A 16327-nucleotide genomic window follows, 5' to 3' on the forward strand; every position below is an offset into this window, starting at 1 on the left:
GCGAAACTACTTCGCCGTCGTCGCCATTGCCGCCACTCTGCTCTGGATAAGGTAACTGTCCACACGGCCTAGTGCAGTAGACTGGTGCGCCACTGGCAGTAACCTCTCGAAGAACCTCGCCTTTCTGGCCTCTTCTCGGGGCCCCTCCGGTGGTTTTCTGTTCAACTCCAGTGGCTTTATGGCTTATTCGTTCTCGTGATTTTAAAGACCGAAGAACAAAAAAAGCCCTTGCAAACAAGGGCTTATTTGGTCGGAGCGAAAGGATTTGAACCTTCGACCCCTAGTCTCCCAGACTAGTGCGCTAACCGGGCTGCGCCACGCTCCGATGCCGTTCCATTAGCTGCGATCAGGGCTTCGCGCAAGGCGCGATCGGATGGTGCTCGCCAAGCCCGGTCCCTCGCGCGGTTCTCGCAGCAATGGCACGGCCAAAACGCGCTCGGTTCGGGCCGGTCGGCCCAGATTGAGGCAGATCAAGCCAAAGTTCCCGTCGGCGCCATAGCCTCGGCGAGCCTTTCCGCCAGCCCGCCTGCGCCACCAAATCAGAGGCAAGCCAACGTGCAGACCTTCTATTTCGACCGGAAAGACGGTGTTCCGATCCGCGACCGGATCGGGAAGCAGTTTTCGTCGGACGCCGAAGCTGTCGAATACAGCAAGGAGCTCGCCGCACATTTCCGAAAAGAGGCTCCCGCCGAACCGGACCTTGCGATCGTGGTCGTCAGCGAGTCCGGCCGCGAGATTCATCGCGAGCCGGTGCATCCGGCGGCCACCTCCTAGACGGTCCGGCCGCGCGATTACCGGCCTTCGCCGTCCTTCATCGCCGAATCTAGCATCTCCCGGCAAATGATCAGGTCCTGGAGCGCGCGCTGCAGGCGATCGCGGTCGGCGGCTGGGATGCCGCGGGCGGGTGCGGCTGCCGCCGCGGGCTGGGCGGCCGGCGGTTGCCGGCCCTTGAAGGGCGCGAGGATGCCGTCCTCGTCGGGGTCGACGAAGCGGTAGTCGATCTCGATGGCGTTGCCGTCATCAAATTCCTCGTCCTCGGCATCGTTATCGTGGCCGGCGGTCTCCTCCTCCTCGTCGGATTCCCGCAGGCTCTGCCCGATCGCCTCCTCGACGGCGCCAAAGGAGATCGCCGCGCTCTGGTCGGAGATCGCCTGGACCGACTTGATGCCGTGCTCCTTCAGGATCCGCTGCACGCCGCGGATCGTATAGCCCTCGCCATACAGCAGGCGGCGGATGCCCTTGAGCAGGTCGACGTCGTCAGGGCGATAGTAGCGGCGGCCGCCGCTACGCTTCATCGGCTTGATCTGCGCGAACCGCGTCTCCCAGAAGCGCAACACGTGCTGGGGGATGTCGAGCTCGTCGGCGACCTCGCTGATGGTACGGAATGCATCGGGCGCCTTCTCCAACTGCCCGCTCCTTCTCCTGGAGTACGATCCGCACAAACGCGCTCGCGACAACGCCAAGCGCTTGCGCCGAGATCACGCTCAAACAACGATAGCGCGGGATGACGATTCGAAGAAACGTCATCACGCCCAAGAAGGAATTATCCGCTCTTGTCTTCGCCGTTGGTCGAGCCGTGGTGGCCGTTGATCCGCTGCTTCAGGATCGCCGACGGCTTGAATACCATCACCCGCCGCGGCGAGATCGGCACTTCGGTGCCGGTCTTCGGGTTGCGTCCGATGCGCTGGCCCTTCTTGCGCACCATGAAGGAGCCGAAGGACGACAGCTTCACCGTTTCGCCCTTTTCCAGGCAATCGGTGATTTCCTTCAAGACGAGTTCGACAAACGCCGAGGATTCCGTGCGCGACAATCCCACCTTCTGGTAGACCGCCTCGCACAAATCGACTCGTGTGACTGTTTTACCGGTTCCGGTCATCGCCTGCCCCGCACTCTCGGCGAACAAAATTTGTCCCCTGAAATTAGAGGGTTAGCAGGCAATGGTCAACAGTGGCGATAATGCAGCAGCCTGCCAAAAATCGTCAGGGATGTGTCTTTTCTGATTGCACGCTTCACCAGCGAACGAGCGCCGAGCCCCAGGTGAAGCCGCCGCCCATCGCTTCGAACAGCACGAGGTCGCCTTTCTTCACGCGTCCATCCTTCACCGCAACGGATAGCGCCAGGGGAATCGATGCCGCCGAAGTGTTGCCGTGGCGATCGACCGTCAGCACCACCTTCTGCGGTGCAATATGAAGCTTGTGCGCCGAAGCATCGATGATCCGCTTGTTGGCCTGATGCGGGATGAACCAGTCGATGTCCTCGGCGCTGGTGCCGGTGGCGTTGAAGGCGTCGACGATCACGTCGGTGATCATGCCGACCGCGTGCTTGAACACCTCGCGGCCCTCCATCCTGAGATGGCCGACCGTCTGCGTCGATCCCGGGCCGCCGTCGACGAACAGCTTCGACTTGTGGCGGCCGTCAGAGCGCAGATGCGTGGTCAGCACGCCGCGGTCGGACGATTTGCCCGGCTGCTCCTGCGCTTCCAGCACCACCGCGCCGGCGCCGTCGCCGAACAGCACGCAGGTGCCGCGGTCGCTCCAGTCGAGGATGCGCGAGAAGGTCTCGGCGCCGATCACCAGCGCCCGCTTGTAGGCGCCGGTGCGCAGGAAATTGTCGGCGGTCGCCAGCGCGAAGACGAAGCCGGAGCACACCGCCTGCAGGTCGAAAGCCGCGCCATGGGTGATGCCGAGCCCGTTCTGCACCGCGACCGCGGTTGCGGGAAACGTATTGTCCGGCGTCGAGGTCGCGAGCACGATCAGGTCGATATCCTCAGCATCGAGGCCGGCGTTCGCCAGCGCCGCGCGCGCGGCGTTGATGCCGAGATGGGAGGTGAACTCCCCTTCGGCGGCGATGTGCCGCTCCCTGATGCCGGTGCGCTGCACGATCCACTCGTCTGATGTATCGACGCGGGTCGCCAGCTCGGCATTGGTCACGACCCGCTCCGGCAAATAAGAGCCGCAGCCGAGCACGACCGATCGTATCGCAGTCACGAGACAGCCTCCTGCGCGGTCTGCGCTGAGGCCAGCGCGCTTCCGTCGCGGTTGAGCATCTGATTGATCTTGGTGAGGAGATCGTAGTGGGCCATCTCATAGCCAACATCGACGGCATAGGCAAAGCCTTCGGCGCTCGTCCCGCCGTGACTTTTTACGACCAAACCCTTCAGACCCAGGAGCACCCCGCCGTTGGACTTGTTGGGGTCCATCTTGTCGCGCAGCGCCCGGAAGGCGCCGCGGGCCAGAAGATAGCCGATCCGCCTGGGCCAGCTCTGGGACAGGGCGTTGCGCAGGAAACCCTCCATCTGCCGCGCGGTGCCCTCGGCCGCCTTCAGCGCGATGTTGCCGGCATATCCCTCCGTGACGACCACATCGGCGACGCCCTTGCCGATGCCGTCGCTCTCGACGAAGCCGATATAATTCAGTTGCGGCAGGTTCATCGCCCGCAACAGCTCCGCGGCCTCGCGGATCTCCTCATGTCCCTTCATCTCTTCGCGGCCGATATTGAGCAGCCCCACGGTCGGCCGCTCCACATTGAACCGCACGCTTGCCATCGCGCTGCCCATCAAGGCCAGCGCCACCAGGTGGTGCGCGTCGCCGCCGATGGTCGCCCCGAGGTCGAGCACGATGGCGTCGCCGCGCACGGTCGGCCAAAGCCCCGTGATCGCCGGGCGGTCGATTCCCGGCAGCATGCGCAGATTGAACCGCGCCATCGCCATCAGCGCACCGGTGTTGCCGGCGGAGATCGCGACATCGGCCTCGCCCTGTTTCACCGCGTCGATCGCAAACCACATCGAGGACGTCTTGCGGCCGCGCCTGAGCGCCTGACTCGGCTTCTCATCGTTGCTGATCGCGACGTCGGTGTGGATCACGCGCGAGGCCGCCTTCAAGGGGGGATGCGCCGCCAACTCCGGCTCGATCAGCTTGCTGTCGCCAAACAGCAGGAATTCGGTGTCAGGATGCCGGCTCAACGAGATGGCGGCGCCGGGGACGACGACCGATGCGCCGTCATCGCCACCCATGGCGTCAAGCGCGATTCGAACCTTTTTAGGCATGAACGTCCCGGAAACCTGCTCTCGGCGGCCTTGAAGCGGACCAGCCACCCGTTTGAAAGCCACCGCCATCAGCGATGTCTATCGCGGTCAGCGATGTCTATCGCGGTCAGCGATGTCTGTCGCGGTCAGCGATGTCCATCGCGCAAGCGATGTACGGCCGGAGGCAACGGCGCGCCCGGCTGGGCCGCGACAATAACCTGTCCCCATTCTGACACAACCTCTTCACCATGCTTTGCCGGCCGGCTCAGGGTTGCGGGAACGCGGAGGCGTCGACGGAGGATATTTCAAATTATTCAATATCTTATCTCATATTTATGAGAATGCAACGGATCGACTTCGCGCGATGGTTCGCTCTCATAATCCACTTTAACCGGAGCCTATTTCCCGTTGGATTTCCCTTTCGGCTTGTTCCCACCGGGGGTTTTCGGCGCGGCCTGCAGCGCTTTCAGCGCGGCAAACGGGTGGTCCTTGGGATCGGCGGCCTCGACCACCGGCTCGAACACGGCATCCGCCTTGCGCGGATAGGGGTCGATCGCGAGGAACAGCGCGTCGGTCGCAAGCCGGCCGAGATCGATCATGCCGTTCTCGATCGGCTCCGGCGGGTCGGGTATCTCAGCTTCGCTGCGTTCGGCCTCCTCGGCCAGCGCGGCCATCTGCGGGATCTGCTCCGGCGGGGCGAAGATCAGGTCGATCTCCTCGTCGATCTCGTTCTCGATCTCCTCGAGCGTCACCACACAGGTCTGTCCGACGCGGCCGCGCACGGAGCCCACGACATGGAAGCGGCCGCCGCTCTTCGGCGTGACGTCGAACGACGCCTCAGCCGAAAGCACCTCGCGCAGGCTCGCGATATCGGCCAATGCCTGGCGCTGGCGCGGATCGGCCTCGATGTCGCGGTGCAGGCCGGTTTCCGGCACCTGCGCCACCGCAACCAGCGCGCGCCAAGGATCACGCGAAGGATCGCGCGCAGGAAACGGCCTCTCTGTCTCGGTATCTTTCATTGAGCCGCGCCCACCTGCTCCGGCACTGGAAACTTCCACGATCCGCCCGACAGCGTCGCCGCGTCGAGCTGGTCCAGCACGGCCGCCACCCGCTCGGCATACGTCGCAAGGCCCCGCGCCTTCTCGATGTCCTTGCCATCAAAGATATTCTTGCAGAATGCGTTTGCCAGCGCCTCATGGCCATCGATGAGCGCAAGGTCGTAGGCCACGGAACGGCCGTAGAAGGCCTCGCCGAACGCCTTCATCCGCTTCGGCACCGTGAGGTCGCCGACCCCCATTTCGCGCAGATTGTCGTCCATGTCCTCGCAGAAGCGGTCGAACAGCGCCTGCGACAGGCCCGATTCGCCCTCCACTGCCCGCAGGCGCCGCAGCACCAGCCACAAATGCATCAACAGCAGGTCGAATCGGCCGTTAACCGTATCTGCGACGGCCAACTGCCGGTAAAACACCGGTTCTCGCGCCTGCGTCACGATCATGCCATAGATGGTCTCAATGGTGCCGCTCGGGAGTAGCCGGGGTTTCTTGAATTGATTGAACGGCCAAAGCATTGTGGGTTCCGCCCGCGGGCCCAAAGCGCCCGCTTCTGTTGCAATCCTCAGCCGTGCCCGGTACGTCAACGCCTCGCGCGACGCAAGGGGACGGATCAGTTCCGCCGATGACCGAAGCCAACAAGACCAGCCCACGCGTGTCCTTCTCACGCGGCGTGCTAGCACGCTGCCGCGCCGCGGCGGCCATCGGCCTCGTCTGCGCGCTGCTTGCCGCCTGCACCGGCGAGCAATTCCAGAAGGGCTACATCCTGCCGCAGGGCGCGCTCGAGCAGATCCCGATCGGCGCGAGCCAGGACCAGGTGCTGATCGTGATGGGCACGCCGTCGACGGTGGCGACGCTGGACGGCGAGGTGTTCTATTACATCTCCCAGCGCACCGAGCGCCCAGTCGCCTTCATGAACCAGCGGGTGGTCGACCAGCGCGTGATCGCTGTTTATTTCGACAAGAACCGCACCGTCCGCCGCATCGCCAATTACGGCCTGCAGGACGGCAAGATCTTCGACTTCGTCAGCCGCACCACGCCGACCTCGGGCCAGGAGCTCAGCTACCTGACGCCGCTGTTCAAGCTCTTGAGCTTCAACTAACCATCGGCCCGCTGCGCCAAGTCGCCGCTTAACTCCTCGCTTGCCGGACCGCCCTGCGGTCCCCTACGCTCCCTGAAAACAAGATCAAATCAGGGAGCGAACACGTGAGCCGAACCTTGCTTTCCCGCCGCCGCCTGCTGACGGGCACCGCCGCCGTCTCGGCCGCCGCCATTTTGCCGCGCGCGAGCTTGGGCGCCGGCGACTGGCGGCCGACCGAGACCGTCCGCCTGATCGTGCCGGCCGCCGCCGGCGGTTCCACCGACGTGATGGGCCGCCTGCTCGCGGCGCATCTGCAGACCGCCTGGGAACAATCGGCAATCGTGGAGAACCGCTCGGGCGCCGGCGGCACCATCGGCACCGCCGAAGTCGTCCGCAACAAGGGCGACGGCCACACCATCCTGATCGGCAATCCCGGGCCGAATGCGATCGCCTATTCGATCTTCAAGAACCTCACCTACCAGAAGGATCAGTTGCAGCCGGTCTCCAACATGATCCGGATCCCGAACATCGTCTCGGCCCATCCCTCGACCGGCATCAAGTCGATCCCCGAGCTGATCGCGTACCTCAAGGCCAATCCGGACAAGCTCACCTATGGCTCGTCCGGGACCGGCCAGAGCCCGCATCTGACCGGTGCCTGGTTCCTGCAGCTCACTGGTCTCAAGATGACCCATGTGCCGTTCCGCGGCGCCGGGCCTGCGCTGCAGGCGGGGCTCGCGGGCGACATCCAGATCCTGTTCGACAATCTCTATCCGTCGCTGCCGCAGGTGCTGGACGGCAAGCTCAACGGGCTCTGCGTCACCACCGCCGAGCGCAGCGATGCCGCGCCAAAACTGCCGACCATGCGCGAGAGCGCGCCGGAGTTATCGAAATTCGAAGTCTCCTCCTGGTTCGGCGTGTTCCTGCCCAAGACCTCGCCTGCCCCGATCGTGGACGAGCTCAACCGCCAGGTGAAGGCGATGCTGGAGCGCGACGACGTCAAGAAGAACATCGCCGGCATGGGCGCCCGCCCCGACCACGGCACGCCGCAGCAATTCACCGATTTCGTCGACGCCGAGACGAAGAAGTTCGCCGCCATCATCGAGAAGGAAGGCCTGCAGATGGAGGTGAAATAACTCCACCGCCGTCATTGCGAGCGAAGCGAAGCAATCCATAGCGCTGCTTGCGGAGGCGTGGATTGCTTCGCTTCGCTCGCAATGACGCGTTGAGAGAGAGCCGCCCGTATCGCCAAACAAAAACCCCGCGGCTGGTGCCGCGGGGTTTTACATTCGCGTCACGCAGCGATCAGTGCGCCAGGATCGCCAGCAGCAGCAGCGCCACGATGTTGGTGATCTTGATCATCGGGTTGACCGCCGGGCCCGCCGTATCCTTGTAGGGATCGCCGACGGTGTCGCCGGTTACCGCGGACTTGTGGGCGTCGGAGCCCTTGCCGCCGTAGTGGCCGTCCTCGATGTACTTCTTGGCGTTGTCCCAGGCGCCGCCGCCCGAGGTCATGGAGATCGCAACGAACAGTCCGGTGACGATGACCCCTAACAGCATCGCGCCGACGGCGGAGAACGCCGCCGACTTGCCGGCCGCACCGCCGCCCGCAATCGCGTAGATCAGGAAGTAGACCACGATCGGCGACAGCACCGGCAGCAGCGACGGGATGATCATCTCCTTGATCGCCGCCTTGGTCAGGAGGTCAACCGCCTTGCCGTAATCCGGCTTGTCGGTGCCCTGCATGATGCCGGGCTTCTCGCGGAACTGGCGCCGCACCTCTTCGACGATCGCGCCGGCTGCACGGCCGACCGCGGTCATGCCCATCGCACCGAACAGATACGGCAGCAGGCCGCCGAACAACAGGCCCACCACCACATAGGGGTTGTTGAGCGAGAAGTCCGGATTGACGCCCGCGAAATAGGTGTGGTTGGCGGAGTCGCTGATGAAGAATTTGAGGTCCTGGTTATAGGCCGCAAACAGCACCAGCGCGCCGAGACCGGCGGAGCCGATCGCATAACCCTTCGTCACCGCCTTGGTGGTGTTGCCGACCGCGTCCAGCGCGTCGGTCGATTTGCGCACCTCCTTCGGCAGACCGGCCATCTCGGCGATGCCGCCGGCGTTGTCGGTGACCGGGCCGAAGGCGTCGAGCGCCACGATCATGCCAGCCAGCGCCAACATGGTCGCAGTCGCGATCGCAATCCCGAACAGGCCAGCCAGGCTGTAGGTGATGAGAATGCCGGCGATGATGACCATGGCCGGCAGCGCGGTCGCCTCCATCGAGATCGCAAGCCCCTGGATCACGTTGGTGCCGTGGCCGGTCACCGAGGCCGCCGCGATCGACTTCACCGGTCGATAGTCGGTGCCGGTATAGTATTCGGTGATCCAGATGATCAGCGCGGTGACGATGAGGCCGACCACGCCGCATTGGAATAGCGACATGCCGGAATAGTCGACGCCCGGCAGCTTGTCGAAGCCGATCAGGGTGTAGATCACGCCGGCGATGCCGATCAGCGACAGGATGCCGGTCGCGATCAGACCCTTGTAGAGCGCGCCCATGATCGACTGGCTGGCGCCGAGCTTGACGAAGAAGGTGCCGATGATCGAGGTGATGATGCAGACGCCGCCGATCGCGAGCGGCAGCGTCATCATGTCCACCAGGATCGGCGATTTCGCAAAGAAGATCGCCGCCAGCACCATGGTGGCGACCGCGGTCACCGCGTAGGTCTCGAACAGGTCGGCGGCCATGCCGGCGCAGTCGCCGACATTGTCGCCGACATTGTCCGCGATGGTCGCCGGGTTGCGCGGATCGTCCTCGGGGATGCCGGCCTCGACCTTGCCGACGAGGTCGCCGCCGACGTCGGCGCCCTTGGTAAAGATGCCGCCGCCGAGACGGGCGAAGATCGAGATCAGCGAGGCGCCGAAGCCGAGCGCCACCATGGCGTCGATCACGGTGCGGCTATCCGCCGCCAACCCGACGACCTTGGTCAGGTAGGCGAAATAGATGGTGACGCCGAGCAGCGCGAGACCGGCGACCAGGAGACCGGTGATCGCGCCCGCCTTGAAGGCCAGTTCCAAGCCGCCGGCGAGCGACTTCGTCGCCGCCTGCGCGGTGCGGACATTGGCGCGGACCGAGACGTTCATGCCGATGAAACCCGCGGCACCCGACAGGATCGCACCGATCGCAAAGCCGATCGCGACCAGGGTGCCGAGGAAGTAGGCCAGCAGGATGAAGATCACGACGCCGACGATGCCGATCGTGGTGTACTGGCGCCGCAGATACGCCTGTGCGCCCTCGCGCACCGCCGCGGCAATCTCCTGCATGCGCGGGCTGCCCGCATCAGCGTTCAGAACGGAAGAGGTCGCCCAGATCGCGTAGACAATGGAAAGTACCCCGCAGAGCACGATCAACCATAATGCTGTCATTTGAATTCTGCCTCAGATCCTTGATGTATCCCCACGCCCTTGTTTTTTCCGCGGGATGCGGCAGGCGCTTATTGAGCAGTCCACCCTGCCCAAGAGGGTGGCCACAATCGGTTCCGAAGCTTGCCAAAATCGCTTTCGCAGCGCAACGCCGCCGGCAATCAAAACGGGACGATTTGGGCAGCTAATTAGTCTGAGGAGCGGCTTTCTCGGCCAATTCTAGAAATGGCTGTAGGACAGCCGCTTGAGGGCCAGCTCCCGGCCCTGTGCGTCGAGGAAGCTGGGGGGTGCGGAGCCTGCGATGATGCCGCCGATCGCAGTCACGGCAACGCCTGTGCGCTTGGCCTCTTGCACGAAGGCCGCCATGCGATCGCCGGGGATCGCGCAGAGGATCTCGTAGTCATCGCCGCCCGAGATCAGGGCCTCGATACCGACGACGTTGCGTGCAACCAGCGCGGCGGCCGGCGACGAGAGTGGAATGCTCTGGACGTCGATCACGGCCGAGACGGCGGAAGCCGCGCAGAGCTTTGCGAGATCGCCGGCGAGCCCGTCGGACACATCCATCGCGGCGCTGGCATAGTCGCGCACCGCCTTGGCGAGCGCGTTGCGCGGCTGCGGTACGCGGTAGCGGCCGATGAGCATCTCGCGGGAAGCTTCGTCGTTCGCAAGCACTGGGGCAACAGGCCCGGCCTTCAGCAGGTTGAGGCCAAGCGCGGCATCGCCGATCGTGCCGGTGACCACGACGCGGTCCCCTGCCCGCGCGCCGCGGCGATGAACCATTTTGCCCTGCGGCACGCGCCCGAACGCCGTGACCGAGATCATCACCGGCCCGGGCGTGGAGACCGTGTCGCCGCCGAGGAGCGGACAGCCAAATTGCGCAGCGTCCTCGCCGAGCGCCTGCGCAAACGGCTTCAGCCAGGCATCGTCAGCGCTATACAGCGCCAGCGTCAGCACGAAGCCGGCAGGGACGGCCCCCTTGGCCGCAAGATCGGAGAGATTGACCCGCAGCGCCTTGTGCGCCAGCGTCGCAGGCGGATCGCCGGGCAGGTAATGCACGCCCTCGACGATCGCATCGGTGGTGACGACGATATCATCGCCGCCTGCCCGCAACGCCGCCGCATCGTCATCGAGATTGAAAGCGCCCGGGTCCTTCGCGAGCGGCTTGAAGTATCGCGCGATCAGCGAGTCCTCGCCGGATGGATTGCTCGGTCCGCTTGCCATGCCGCCCGAAGTCTCCTCAGCCGTCCTCGCCCGGCTTGACCGGGCGATCCAGTATTCCGCAGCGCCCGTCGTCAACCACAACCGCCGCCGTTTACTGGATCACCCGCCCTCGCGGATGATGACGGCGGAATGTGTGGGCTAGCTGCGCACGAACTCATCGGCCCGGAACTGCCGGGCGATCTGGTCGAGCACCGCATTCACCATGCCGGTCTCGTCCTTCTCCACAAACGCGTGCGCGACATCGACATATTCGGAGACGACAACGCGGCCCGGCACGTCCTTGCGATGCTCCAGTTCGTAGGAGCCCGCCCGCAGCACCGCGCGCAGGATCGCATCGATCCGCTTCAGCGGCCACCCCTTGGACAGCGCCTCGTCGATCAGCGGATCGAGCCTGGCCTGGTCGCGCACCACACCCGATACCACGTCACGGAAAAACGCCGCTTCCGCCGGCAGATACGTCTCGCCTTCGACCTCGTTGCCGAGCCAGTGGCTCTCGAACTCCGCCAACACGTCGTTCAGTCCGGCGCCGGCGATATCCATCTGGTAGAGCGCCTGCACGGCGGCGAGCCGCGCGGCGCCGCGCCGATTGGCTTTCCTGTCCGCTGGCTTTACCGGCTTCCTGTCGTCCGCCATGGTCAACCCCTTGCCAGCCGGCGTTTGATGCGCAGCATCGCAAGCGCCGCACGCGCGGCGTCGCCGCCCTTGTTCAGGTCATTGGCGCGCGCCCGTGCCCAGGCCTGTTCCTCGGTGTTGACGGTGATGATGCCGTTGCCGAGCGGAAACGTCCTGTTCACAGCGAGGTCCATCAGGCCGCGCGACGACTCCATCGACACGATCTCGAAATGGATGGTCTCGCCACGCACCACGCAGCCGAGCGCAACCGCTGCGTCATAGGGCTTGCCGTTCTTCTCGGCGGCATCGATCGCGATCGCGATCGCCGCCGGAATTTCCAGCGCGCCCGGAACCGTGATGACGTCGTAGCCGACGCCGGCGGCCTTCAATTCCGCGACCGCGCCTTCCAGAAGCGCATCCTGAATATCGTCATAGAACCGCGCCTCGACGATCAGCGCACGCGCGCCGGAAATGTCGGTCTGGTCCTTCAGCGGTGCACGCCGTGCGTCTGCCATTCTTCAATCCGTTTCGTCATGCTGATAGTCAATGTCTTGCAATGTTGACTGTCAACGTTGGCGCGCTTGTAGTCGCCATAGAGGTTCTAGCCAAGCCAAAGCTGGCGGTTTCTTGCTCCGTCATGGCCGGGCTCGTCCCGGCCATCCACGATCTTTCTCACCGCAAGCGGACAAGACGTGGATGCCCGGGTCAAGCCCGGGCATGACGGTGATCTGCTACTTCATCTCTGTCAGCCGCGCCGCGTAGCGGGCCATGAGGTCCACTTCGATATTGACCTCGCTGCCTGCGCGCCAGCCGCCGATCGTCGTGACCGTGAGAGTATGCGGGATGATCAGCACCGAAAATGTGACGTCATCGACCGTATTCACCGTCAACGACACACCATCCAGCGTGATCGAGCCTTTGACCGCGATGAAACGCGCCAAATCGCGCGTGGTTCGGAGCACGAACCGCGCCATATCAGGCAGATCTTCGCGTGAGATGATGGTAGCAACGCCATCGGCATGGCCTGCCACGATATGGCCGCCGAGTTCGTCGCCAATCTTCAGCGCTCGCTCGAGATTGAGGCGGGTTCCGACACCCCAATGCTTCGCCGTGGTCATGCCAAGCGTTTCCGCGGCGGCATCGACGTCGAACCAGGTCCTGCCGCCTTCAACGCCGGAGGCGACCACCGTCAGGCACACGCCATTGCAGGCGATCGAGGCGCCATCGGCGATGGTCGCGCGATCGTAACGGCAGGCGATCCGCAGCCGGTGCAACTGCCCCTGCGCCGTGGGTGTCAGGCTGGCGATTTCGCCGACATCCGTGACTATGCCCGTGAACACATCAAACCCTTTCAGTCGTCGTCATGGCCGGGCTTGACCCGGCCATCCACGTCTTGCTTCGTCGCCAGTGGCCAAGGCGTGGATGCCCGGGTCAAGCCCGGGCATGACGCGCGGACACAGCGCTAGGCGCGATCGTAGATTGTCAAAGTATCTTTTCCGAGCGTTTCGCTAGCACGAACCTTGAAGGCCGGCGACTGCGTGAGGGCGGCGAGCGGCAATGCGTCCAGCGCGGGCACGCCGTCGGCGCCGACCGCCTCCGGCGCGCGCAACAGCCAGGCTTCGTCGACCAGGTCAGCCGCAACGAAAGATGACGCCACCCGCGCCCCGCCCTCGACCAACACTTTCGTGATGCCCTTCTCGGCGAGCGCATGCAGCACCGCGAGCAGATCGAGTCCCGGCGGCGAGACCGTGTCCGCCACCCGGATCACCTGGGCACCGGCGGCACCCAGCTTCATCGCAGCCGGCGCTTCGGCAAGCTCCGAGGTCATCACCCATAACGGCGTTTCGCGCGCTGAATGCACCAGGCGGCTGTCGCCCGGCAGGCGCAGCGCGCGGTCCAGCACCACCCGCACCGGCGAACGCGCCTCCATGCCCGGCAGGCGGCAGGTCAACACCGGATCGTCGGCCAGCGCCGTGCCGATCCCGATCAGGATCGCATCGCTCTGCGCGCGGAGCAGATGCACCCGCAACCGGACCACGTCTCCCGTGATCGCCACCGGGCGGTGGCCGGCAGCGCCGATCTTGTCGTCGGCGGAGACCGCGAGCTTGAGCAGCACATGCGGACGCTTGTCGCGGACACGGCGGAAATGACCGGCATGGTCCCGCGCCGCCTCCTCCGCGCACAGCCCGACATCGACAGCGATGCCCGCCGCGCGCAACCGTGCATGGCCCTGGCCGCCGACATCAGGATTGGGGTCCTCGATCGCCGACACCACGCGCGCGATGCCCGCGGCAATCACCGCGTCGGCGCAGGGTGGCGAGCGGCCGAAATGCGAGCATGGCTCGAGCGTCACATAGAGCGTGGCGCCGCGCGCCGCTTCGCCCGCGCGCCGCAACGCCTCCGGCTCGGCATGCGGCCGGCCGCCTGCTTGCGTCCAGCCACGCCCAACAATGACGCCATCCTTGACCACGACCGCGCCGACCGCCGGATTCGGCCAGGTGCGGCCCTGCCCGCGCCGGCCGAGCGTCAGCGCGAGCTGCATGAACCGCAGATCGGCGGCTTTCGACTGTTTGGCTTCTGCGGCGAGCTTGTCTTCCAGGATGCGGAAGATCATTTGCGGAACTGTGCGATGCGCGGGTCGTCTTCGCTAGTGAGCTCGCCGAGCACCGCCTCGAAATCCTTTGCTTCGCGGAAGTTGCGGTAGACGGAAGCGAAGCGGACATAGGCGACGTCGTCGAGCTGGCGCAGATGCTCCATCACGATCTCGCCGATGGCCTCGGAGGAAACCTCGGCCTCGCCGCTGCTTTCGAGCTCCCGCACGATGGTGGACACCATCTTCTCCAAACGTTCGGTTTCCACCGGCCGCTTGCGCAACGAGATCTGCAGCGAGCGCACCAGCTTGTCGCGATCGAACGGAACGCGGCGGCCATTGCGCTTGATCACCGTCAGCTCGCGGAGCTGCACCCGCTCAAATGTCGTGAAGCGGAAATTGCAGGTGATGCAGACGCGCCGCCGCCGGATCACAGCCGAATCCTCGGTCGGACGCGAGTCCTTGACCTGCGTATCCAGACTGTTGCAACTCGGGCAGCGCATCGAACGAGCCTTTACTGATAGATCGGGAAGCGGTCGGTCAGCGCCTTCACGCGTTCCTTGATCGCGGCTTCCACCAACGGCGCCTTGCCCTCCGGCGACTGCTGCAGCGCGGTCAGGACTTCCGCGATCATGCCGCCGACTTCCTTGAACTCGGCGATGCCGAAGCCGCGCGTGGTCGTCGCGGGCGTGCCGAGCCGCAAACCGGAGGTGACGAACGGCGTCTCGGGATCGAAGGGAATGCCGTTCTTGTTGCAGGTGATGGCGGCGCGCACCAACGCCTTCTCCGACACATTGCCCTTCAGCCCCTTCGGCCGGAGGTCGACCAGCATCAGATGGTTGTCGGTGCCGCCGGAGACGATGTCGAGCCCATGGCCGTGCAGCGTTTCCGCGAGCGCCTTGGCATTCTCGACCACGTTCTTGGCGTAGACCTTGAAGTCCGGCCGCAACGCCTCGCCGAACGCGACCGCCTTCGCCGCGATCACATGCATCAAGGGGCCGCCCTGCAGGCCCGGGAAGATCGCCGAGTTGAGCTTCTTGGTCAGCGTCTCGTCATTCCACAGCATCAGGCCGCCGCGCGGGCCGCGCAGCGACTTGTGCGTCGTGGTGGTGGTGACATGCGCGTACGGCACCGGCGAAGCATGCACGCCGCCGGCGACGAGGCCCGCGAAATGCGCCATGTCGACCATGAGATAGGCGCCGACACTGTCGGCGATCTCGCGGAAGCGCTTGAAGTCCCAGGCGCGCGAATAGGCCGAGCCGCCCGCAACGATCAGCTTCGGCTTGACCTGTTCGGCCTGCTTGGCCACCGCATCCATGTCGATGAGCTGGTCTTCGCGCCGCACCGTGTAGTGCACGGCCTTGAACCATTTGCCGGACATGTTGACGGGTGAGCCATGGGTGAGATGGCCGCCGGCTGCGAGGTCGAGGCCCATGAAGGTGTCGCCGGGCTGCAGCAGCGCCAGGAACACCGCCTGGTTCATCTGGCTGCCGGAGTTCGGCTGCACGTTGGCGAACTTGGCGCCGAAGAGTTTCTTGGCGCGCTCGATCGCCAGCGTCTCGGCGACGTCGACCCACTCACAACCGCCATAGTAGCGCGCGCCCGGATAGCCTTCGGCGTATTTGTTGGTCATCACCGAGCCCTGCGCCTCCAGCACAGCGCGGCTGACGATGTTCTCGGAAGCGATCAGCTCGATCTCATGGCGCTGCCGACCCAATTCGCCCTTGATCGCCTCCGCGATTTCAGGATCGGCCTCGACAAGGGTCGCCCTGAAGAAGGAATCAGGCGCGGAACCGGATTTGGCGCTCGGGGAGGAAGAGGTCATCGGCGAAATATCTCCACCGCCGCAAGCCTTTAGAGGATGCGGTCGGTCAAATGTGGGCGGTCGAAGCTGGTCGGTCAGCGTTATCACATCGCCGGGTGCCGGCCAAGCGGTTGCGGTAGGCGAGCGACAATTATGCCAGATATGGTGGGGTCGGCGGGATTTGCCAGTTCCGCAGGTGCCAACCGTTCGCTCACGCCATCCCCGTCATTCCGGGGCGTCCGAAGGACGAGCCCGGAATCCATCGGGCCGGAGGCGCAAACAGCGAGATGGATTCCGGGCTCGATGCTGTCGCATCGCCCCGGAATGACCGAGAGAGAAATTTGCAAGCGATTCCAAAGCGATTTGCCACGTCCAGTCCTCGCGCAAAAAACATTCCGCTTCCGTCGTCGGGCAAATCAGTGATTTAACTCCGCGCGTCTCACCAAAGAGAGGGGCGGGTCGCGATCGTCACGAACGTTGCGGTGAGATGCGGTGGACGCGATGCGTGCGACTGACGAGCGCGCGT

At 64.7% G+C, this 16327-nt stretch carries 17 protein-coding genes and 1 tRNA gene; 3 read left to right on the plus strand and 15 right to left on the minus strand.

The features are described from left to right. Positions 1-247: 247 nt before the first annotated feature. Positions 248-325 (minus strand) — tRNA-Pro (locus AAFX91_RS27540). A 230-nt stretch (positions 326-555) separates the two neighbouring features. Here AAFX91_RS27540 and AAFX91_RS27545 point away from each other — a divergent pair. Beyond that, entirely contained in the window at positions 556-774 is a 219-nt protein-coding gene (locus tag AAFX91_RS27545) for a DUF6894 family protein (RefSeq protein WP_394568726.1), read from the plus strand. A gap of 17 nt (positions 775-791) precedes the next feature. Here AAFX91_RS27545 and AAFX91_RS27550 read toward each other — a convergent pair whose 3' ends face one another. The 6 genes from AAFX91_RS27550 to AAFX91_RS27575 all read right to left on the minus strand — a co-directional run bounded on the left by AAFX91_RS27550 (position 792) and on the right by AAFX91_RS27575 (position 5591). After that, a complete protein-coding gene (locus tag AAFX91_RS27550; protein WP_394568727.1) occupies positions 792-1406 on the minus strand; it encodes a MerR family transcriptional regulator in 615 nt (204 codons plus the stop codon). Between the two features lie 137 nt (positions 1407-1543). Then, positions 1544-1876, minus strand: coding sequence for an integration host factor subunit alpha (locus AAFX91_RS27555; protein WP_130583630.1), 333 nt, complete (start codon positions 1874-1876; stop codon positions 1544-1546). 133 nt (positions 1877-2009) lie between these two features. Beyond that, on the minus strand, positions 2010-2987 hold the full coding sequence (locus AAFX91_RS27560) for a beta-ketoacyl-ACP synthase III (protein WP_394568728.1): 978 nt from the start codon (positions 2985-2987) through the stop codon (positions 2010-2012). Continuing rightward, complete coding sequence (gene plsX, locus AAFX91_RS27565; RefSeq protein WP_394568729.1) at positions 2984-4045, minus strand: phosphate acyltransferase PlsX; 1062 nt, start codon at positions 4043-4045, stop codon at positions 2984-2986. Before plsX ends, AAFX91_RS27560 begins: the two co-directional genes overlap by 4 nt. Positions 4046-4422: 377 nt before the next feature. Then, complete coding sequence (locus AAFX91_RS27570) at positions 4423-5043, minus strand: YceD family protein (protein WP_394568730.1); 621 nt, start codon at positions 5041-5043, stop codon at positions 4423-4425. Then, the gene (locus tag AAFX91_RS27575) at positions 5040-5591 is read right to left on the minus strand and encodes a ubiquinol-cytochrome C chaperone family protein (RefSeq protein WP_394568731.1); all 552 of its coding nucleotides are present in this window, start codon (positions 5589-5591) and stop codon (positions 5040-5042) included. Before AAFX91_RS27575 ends, AAFX91_RS27570 begins: the two co-directional genes overlap by 4 nt. A gap of 107 nt (positions 5592-5698) precedes the next feature. Here AAFX91_RS27575 and AAFX91_RS27580 point away from each other — a divergent pair, with 107 nt between their 5' ends. Then, positions 5699-6175, plus strand: coding sequence for an outer membrane protein assembly factor BamE (locus tag AAFX91_RS27580; RefSeq protein ID WP_028162881.1), 477 nt, complete (start codon positions 5699-5701; stop codon positions 6173-6175). 104 nt (positions 6176-6279) lie between these two features. After that, positions 6280-7287 (plus strand): Bug family tripartite tricarboxylate transporter substrate binding protein, encoded by a 1008-nt coding sequence (locus AAFX91_RS27585; RefSeq protein WP_394568732.1) that lies wholly within the window; start codon positions 6280-6282, stop codon positions 7285-7287. Between the two features lie 169 nt (positions 7288-7456). Here AAFX91_RS27585 and AAFX91_RS27590 read toward each other — a convergent pair whose 3' ends face one another. The 8 genes from AAFX91_RS27590 to glyA form a co-directional block, all read right to left on the minus strand. After that, complete coding sequence (locus tag AAFX91_RS27590; protein ID WP_394568733.1) at positions 7457-9577, minus strand: sodium-translocating pyrophosphatase; 2121 nt, start codon at positions 9575-9577, stop codon at positions 7457-7459. Positions 9578-9793: 216 nt separating this feature from the next. Then, a complete protein-coding gene (thiL, locus tag AAFX91_RS27595) occupies positions 9794-10795 on the minus strand; it encodes a thiamine-phosphate kinase (protein WP_394568734.1) in 1002 nt (333 codons plus the stop codon). A gap of 138 nt (positions 10796-10933) precedes the next feature. Next, entirely contained in the window at positions 10934-11428 is a 495-nt protein-coding gene (gene nusB / locus AAFX91_RS27600; RefSeq protein ID WP_394568735.1) for a transcription antitermination factor NusB, read from the minus strand. Positions 11429-11430: 2 nt separating this feature from the next. Beyond that, positions 11431-11922 (minus strand): 6,7-dimethyl-8-ribityllumazine synthase, encoded by a 492-nt coding sequence (ribH, locus tag AAFX91_RS27605; protein WP_394568736.1) that lies wholly within the window; start codon positions 11920-11922, stop codon positions 11431-11433. Between the two features lie 216 nt (positions 11923-12138). Beyond that, positions 12139-12747 carry a riboflavin synthase gene (locus AAFX91_RS27610; protein ID WP_394568737.1) on the minus strand — a complete coding sequence of 203 codons (609 nt, stop codon included), beginning with the start codon at positions 12745-12747 and terminating at the stop codon, positions 12139-12141. A gap of 122 nt (positions 12748-12869) precedes the next feature. Then, positions 12870-14021 (minus strand): bifunctional diaminohydroxyphosphoribosylaminopyrimidine deaminase/5-amino-6-(5-phosphoribosylamino)uracil reductase RibD, encoded by a 1152-nt coding sequence (gene ribD / locus AAFX91_RS27615; protein WP_394568738.1) that lies wholly within the window; start codon positions 14019-14021, stop codon positions 12870-12872. Further along, positions 14018-14500 carry a transcriptional regulator NrdR gene (nrdR, locus tag AAFX91_RS27620; RefSeq protein WP_027580572.1) on the minus strand — a complete coding sequence of 161 codons (483 nt, stop codon included), beginning with the start codon at positions 14498-14500 and terminating at the stop codon, positions 14018-14020. Before nrdR ends, ribD begins: the two co-directional genes overlap by 4 nt. 11 nt (positions 14501-14511) lie before the next feature. Beyond that, entirely contained in the window at positions 14512-15822 is a 1311-nt protein-coding gene (gene glyA, locus AAFX91_RS27625) for a serine hydroxymethyltransferase (protein WP_130584269.1), read from the minus strand. Positions 15823-16327: the final 505 nt, after the last annotated feature.

This window comes from Bradyrhizobium sp. 31Argb, assembly GCF_043638955.1.
Classification (GTDB): domain Bacteria; phylum Pseudomonadota; class Alphaproteobacteria; order Rhizobiales; family Xanthobacteraceae; genus Bradyrhizobium.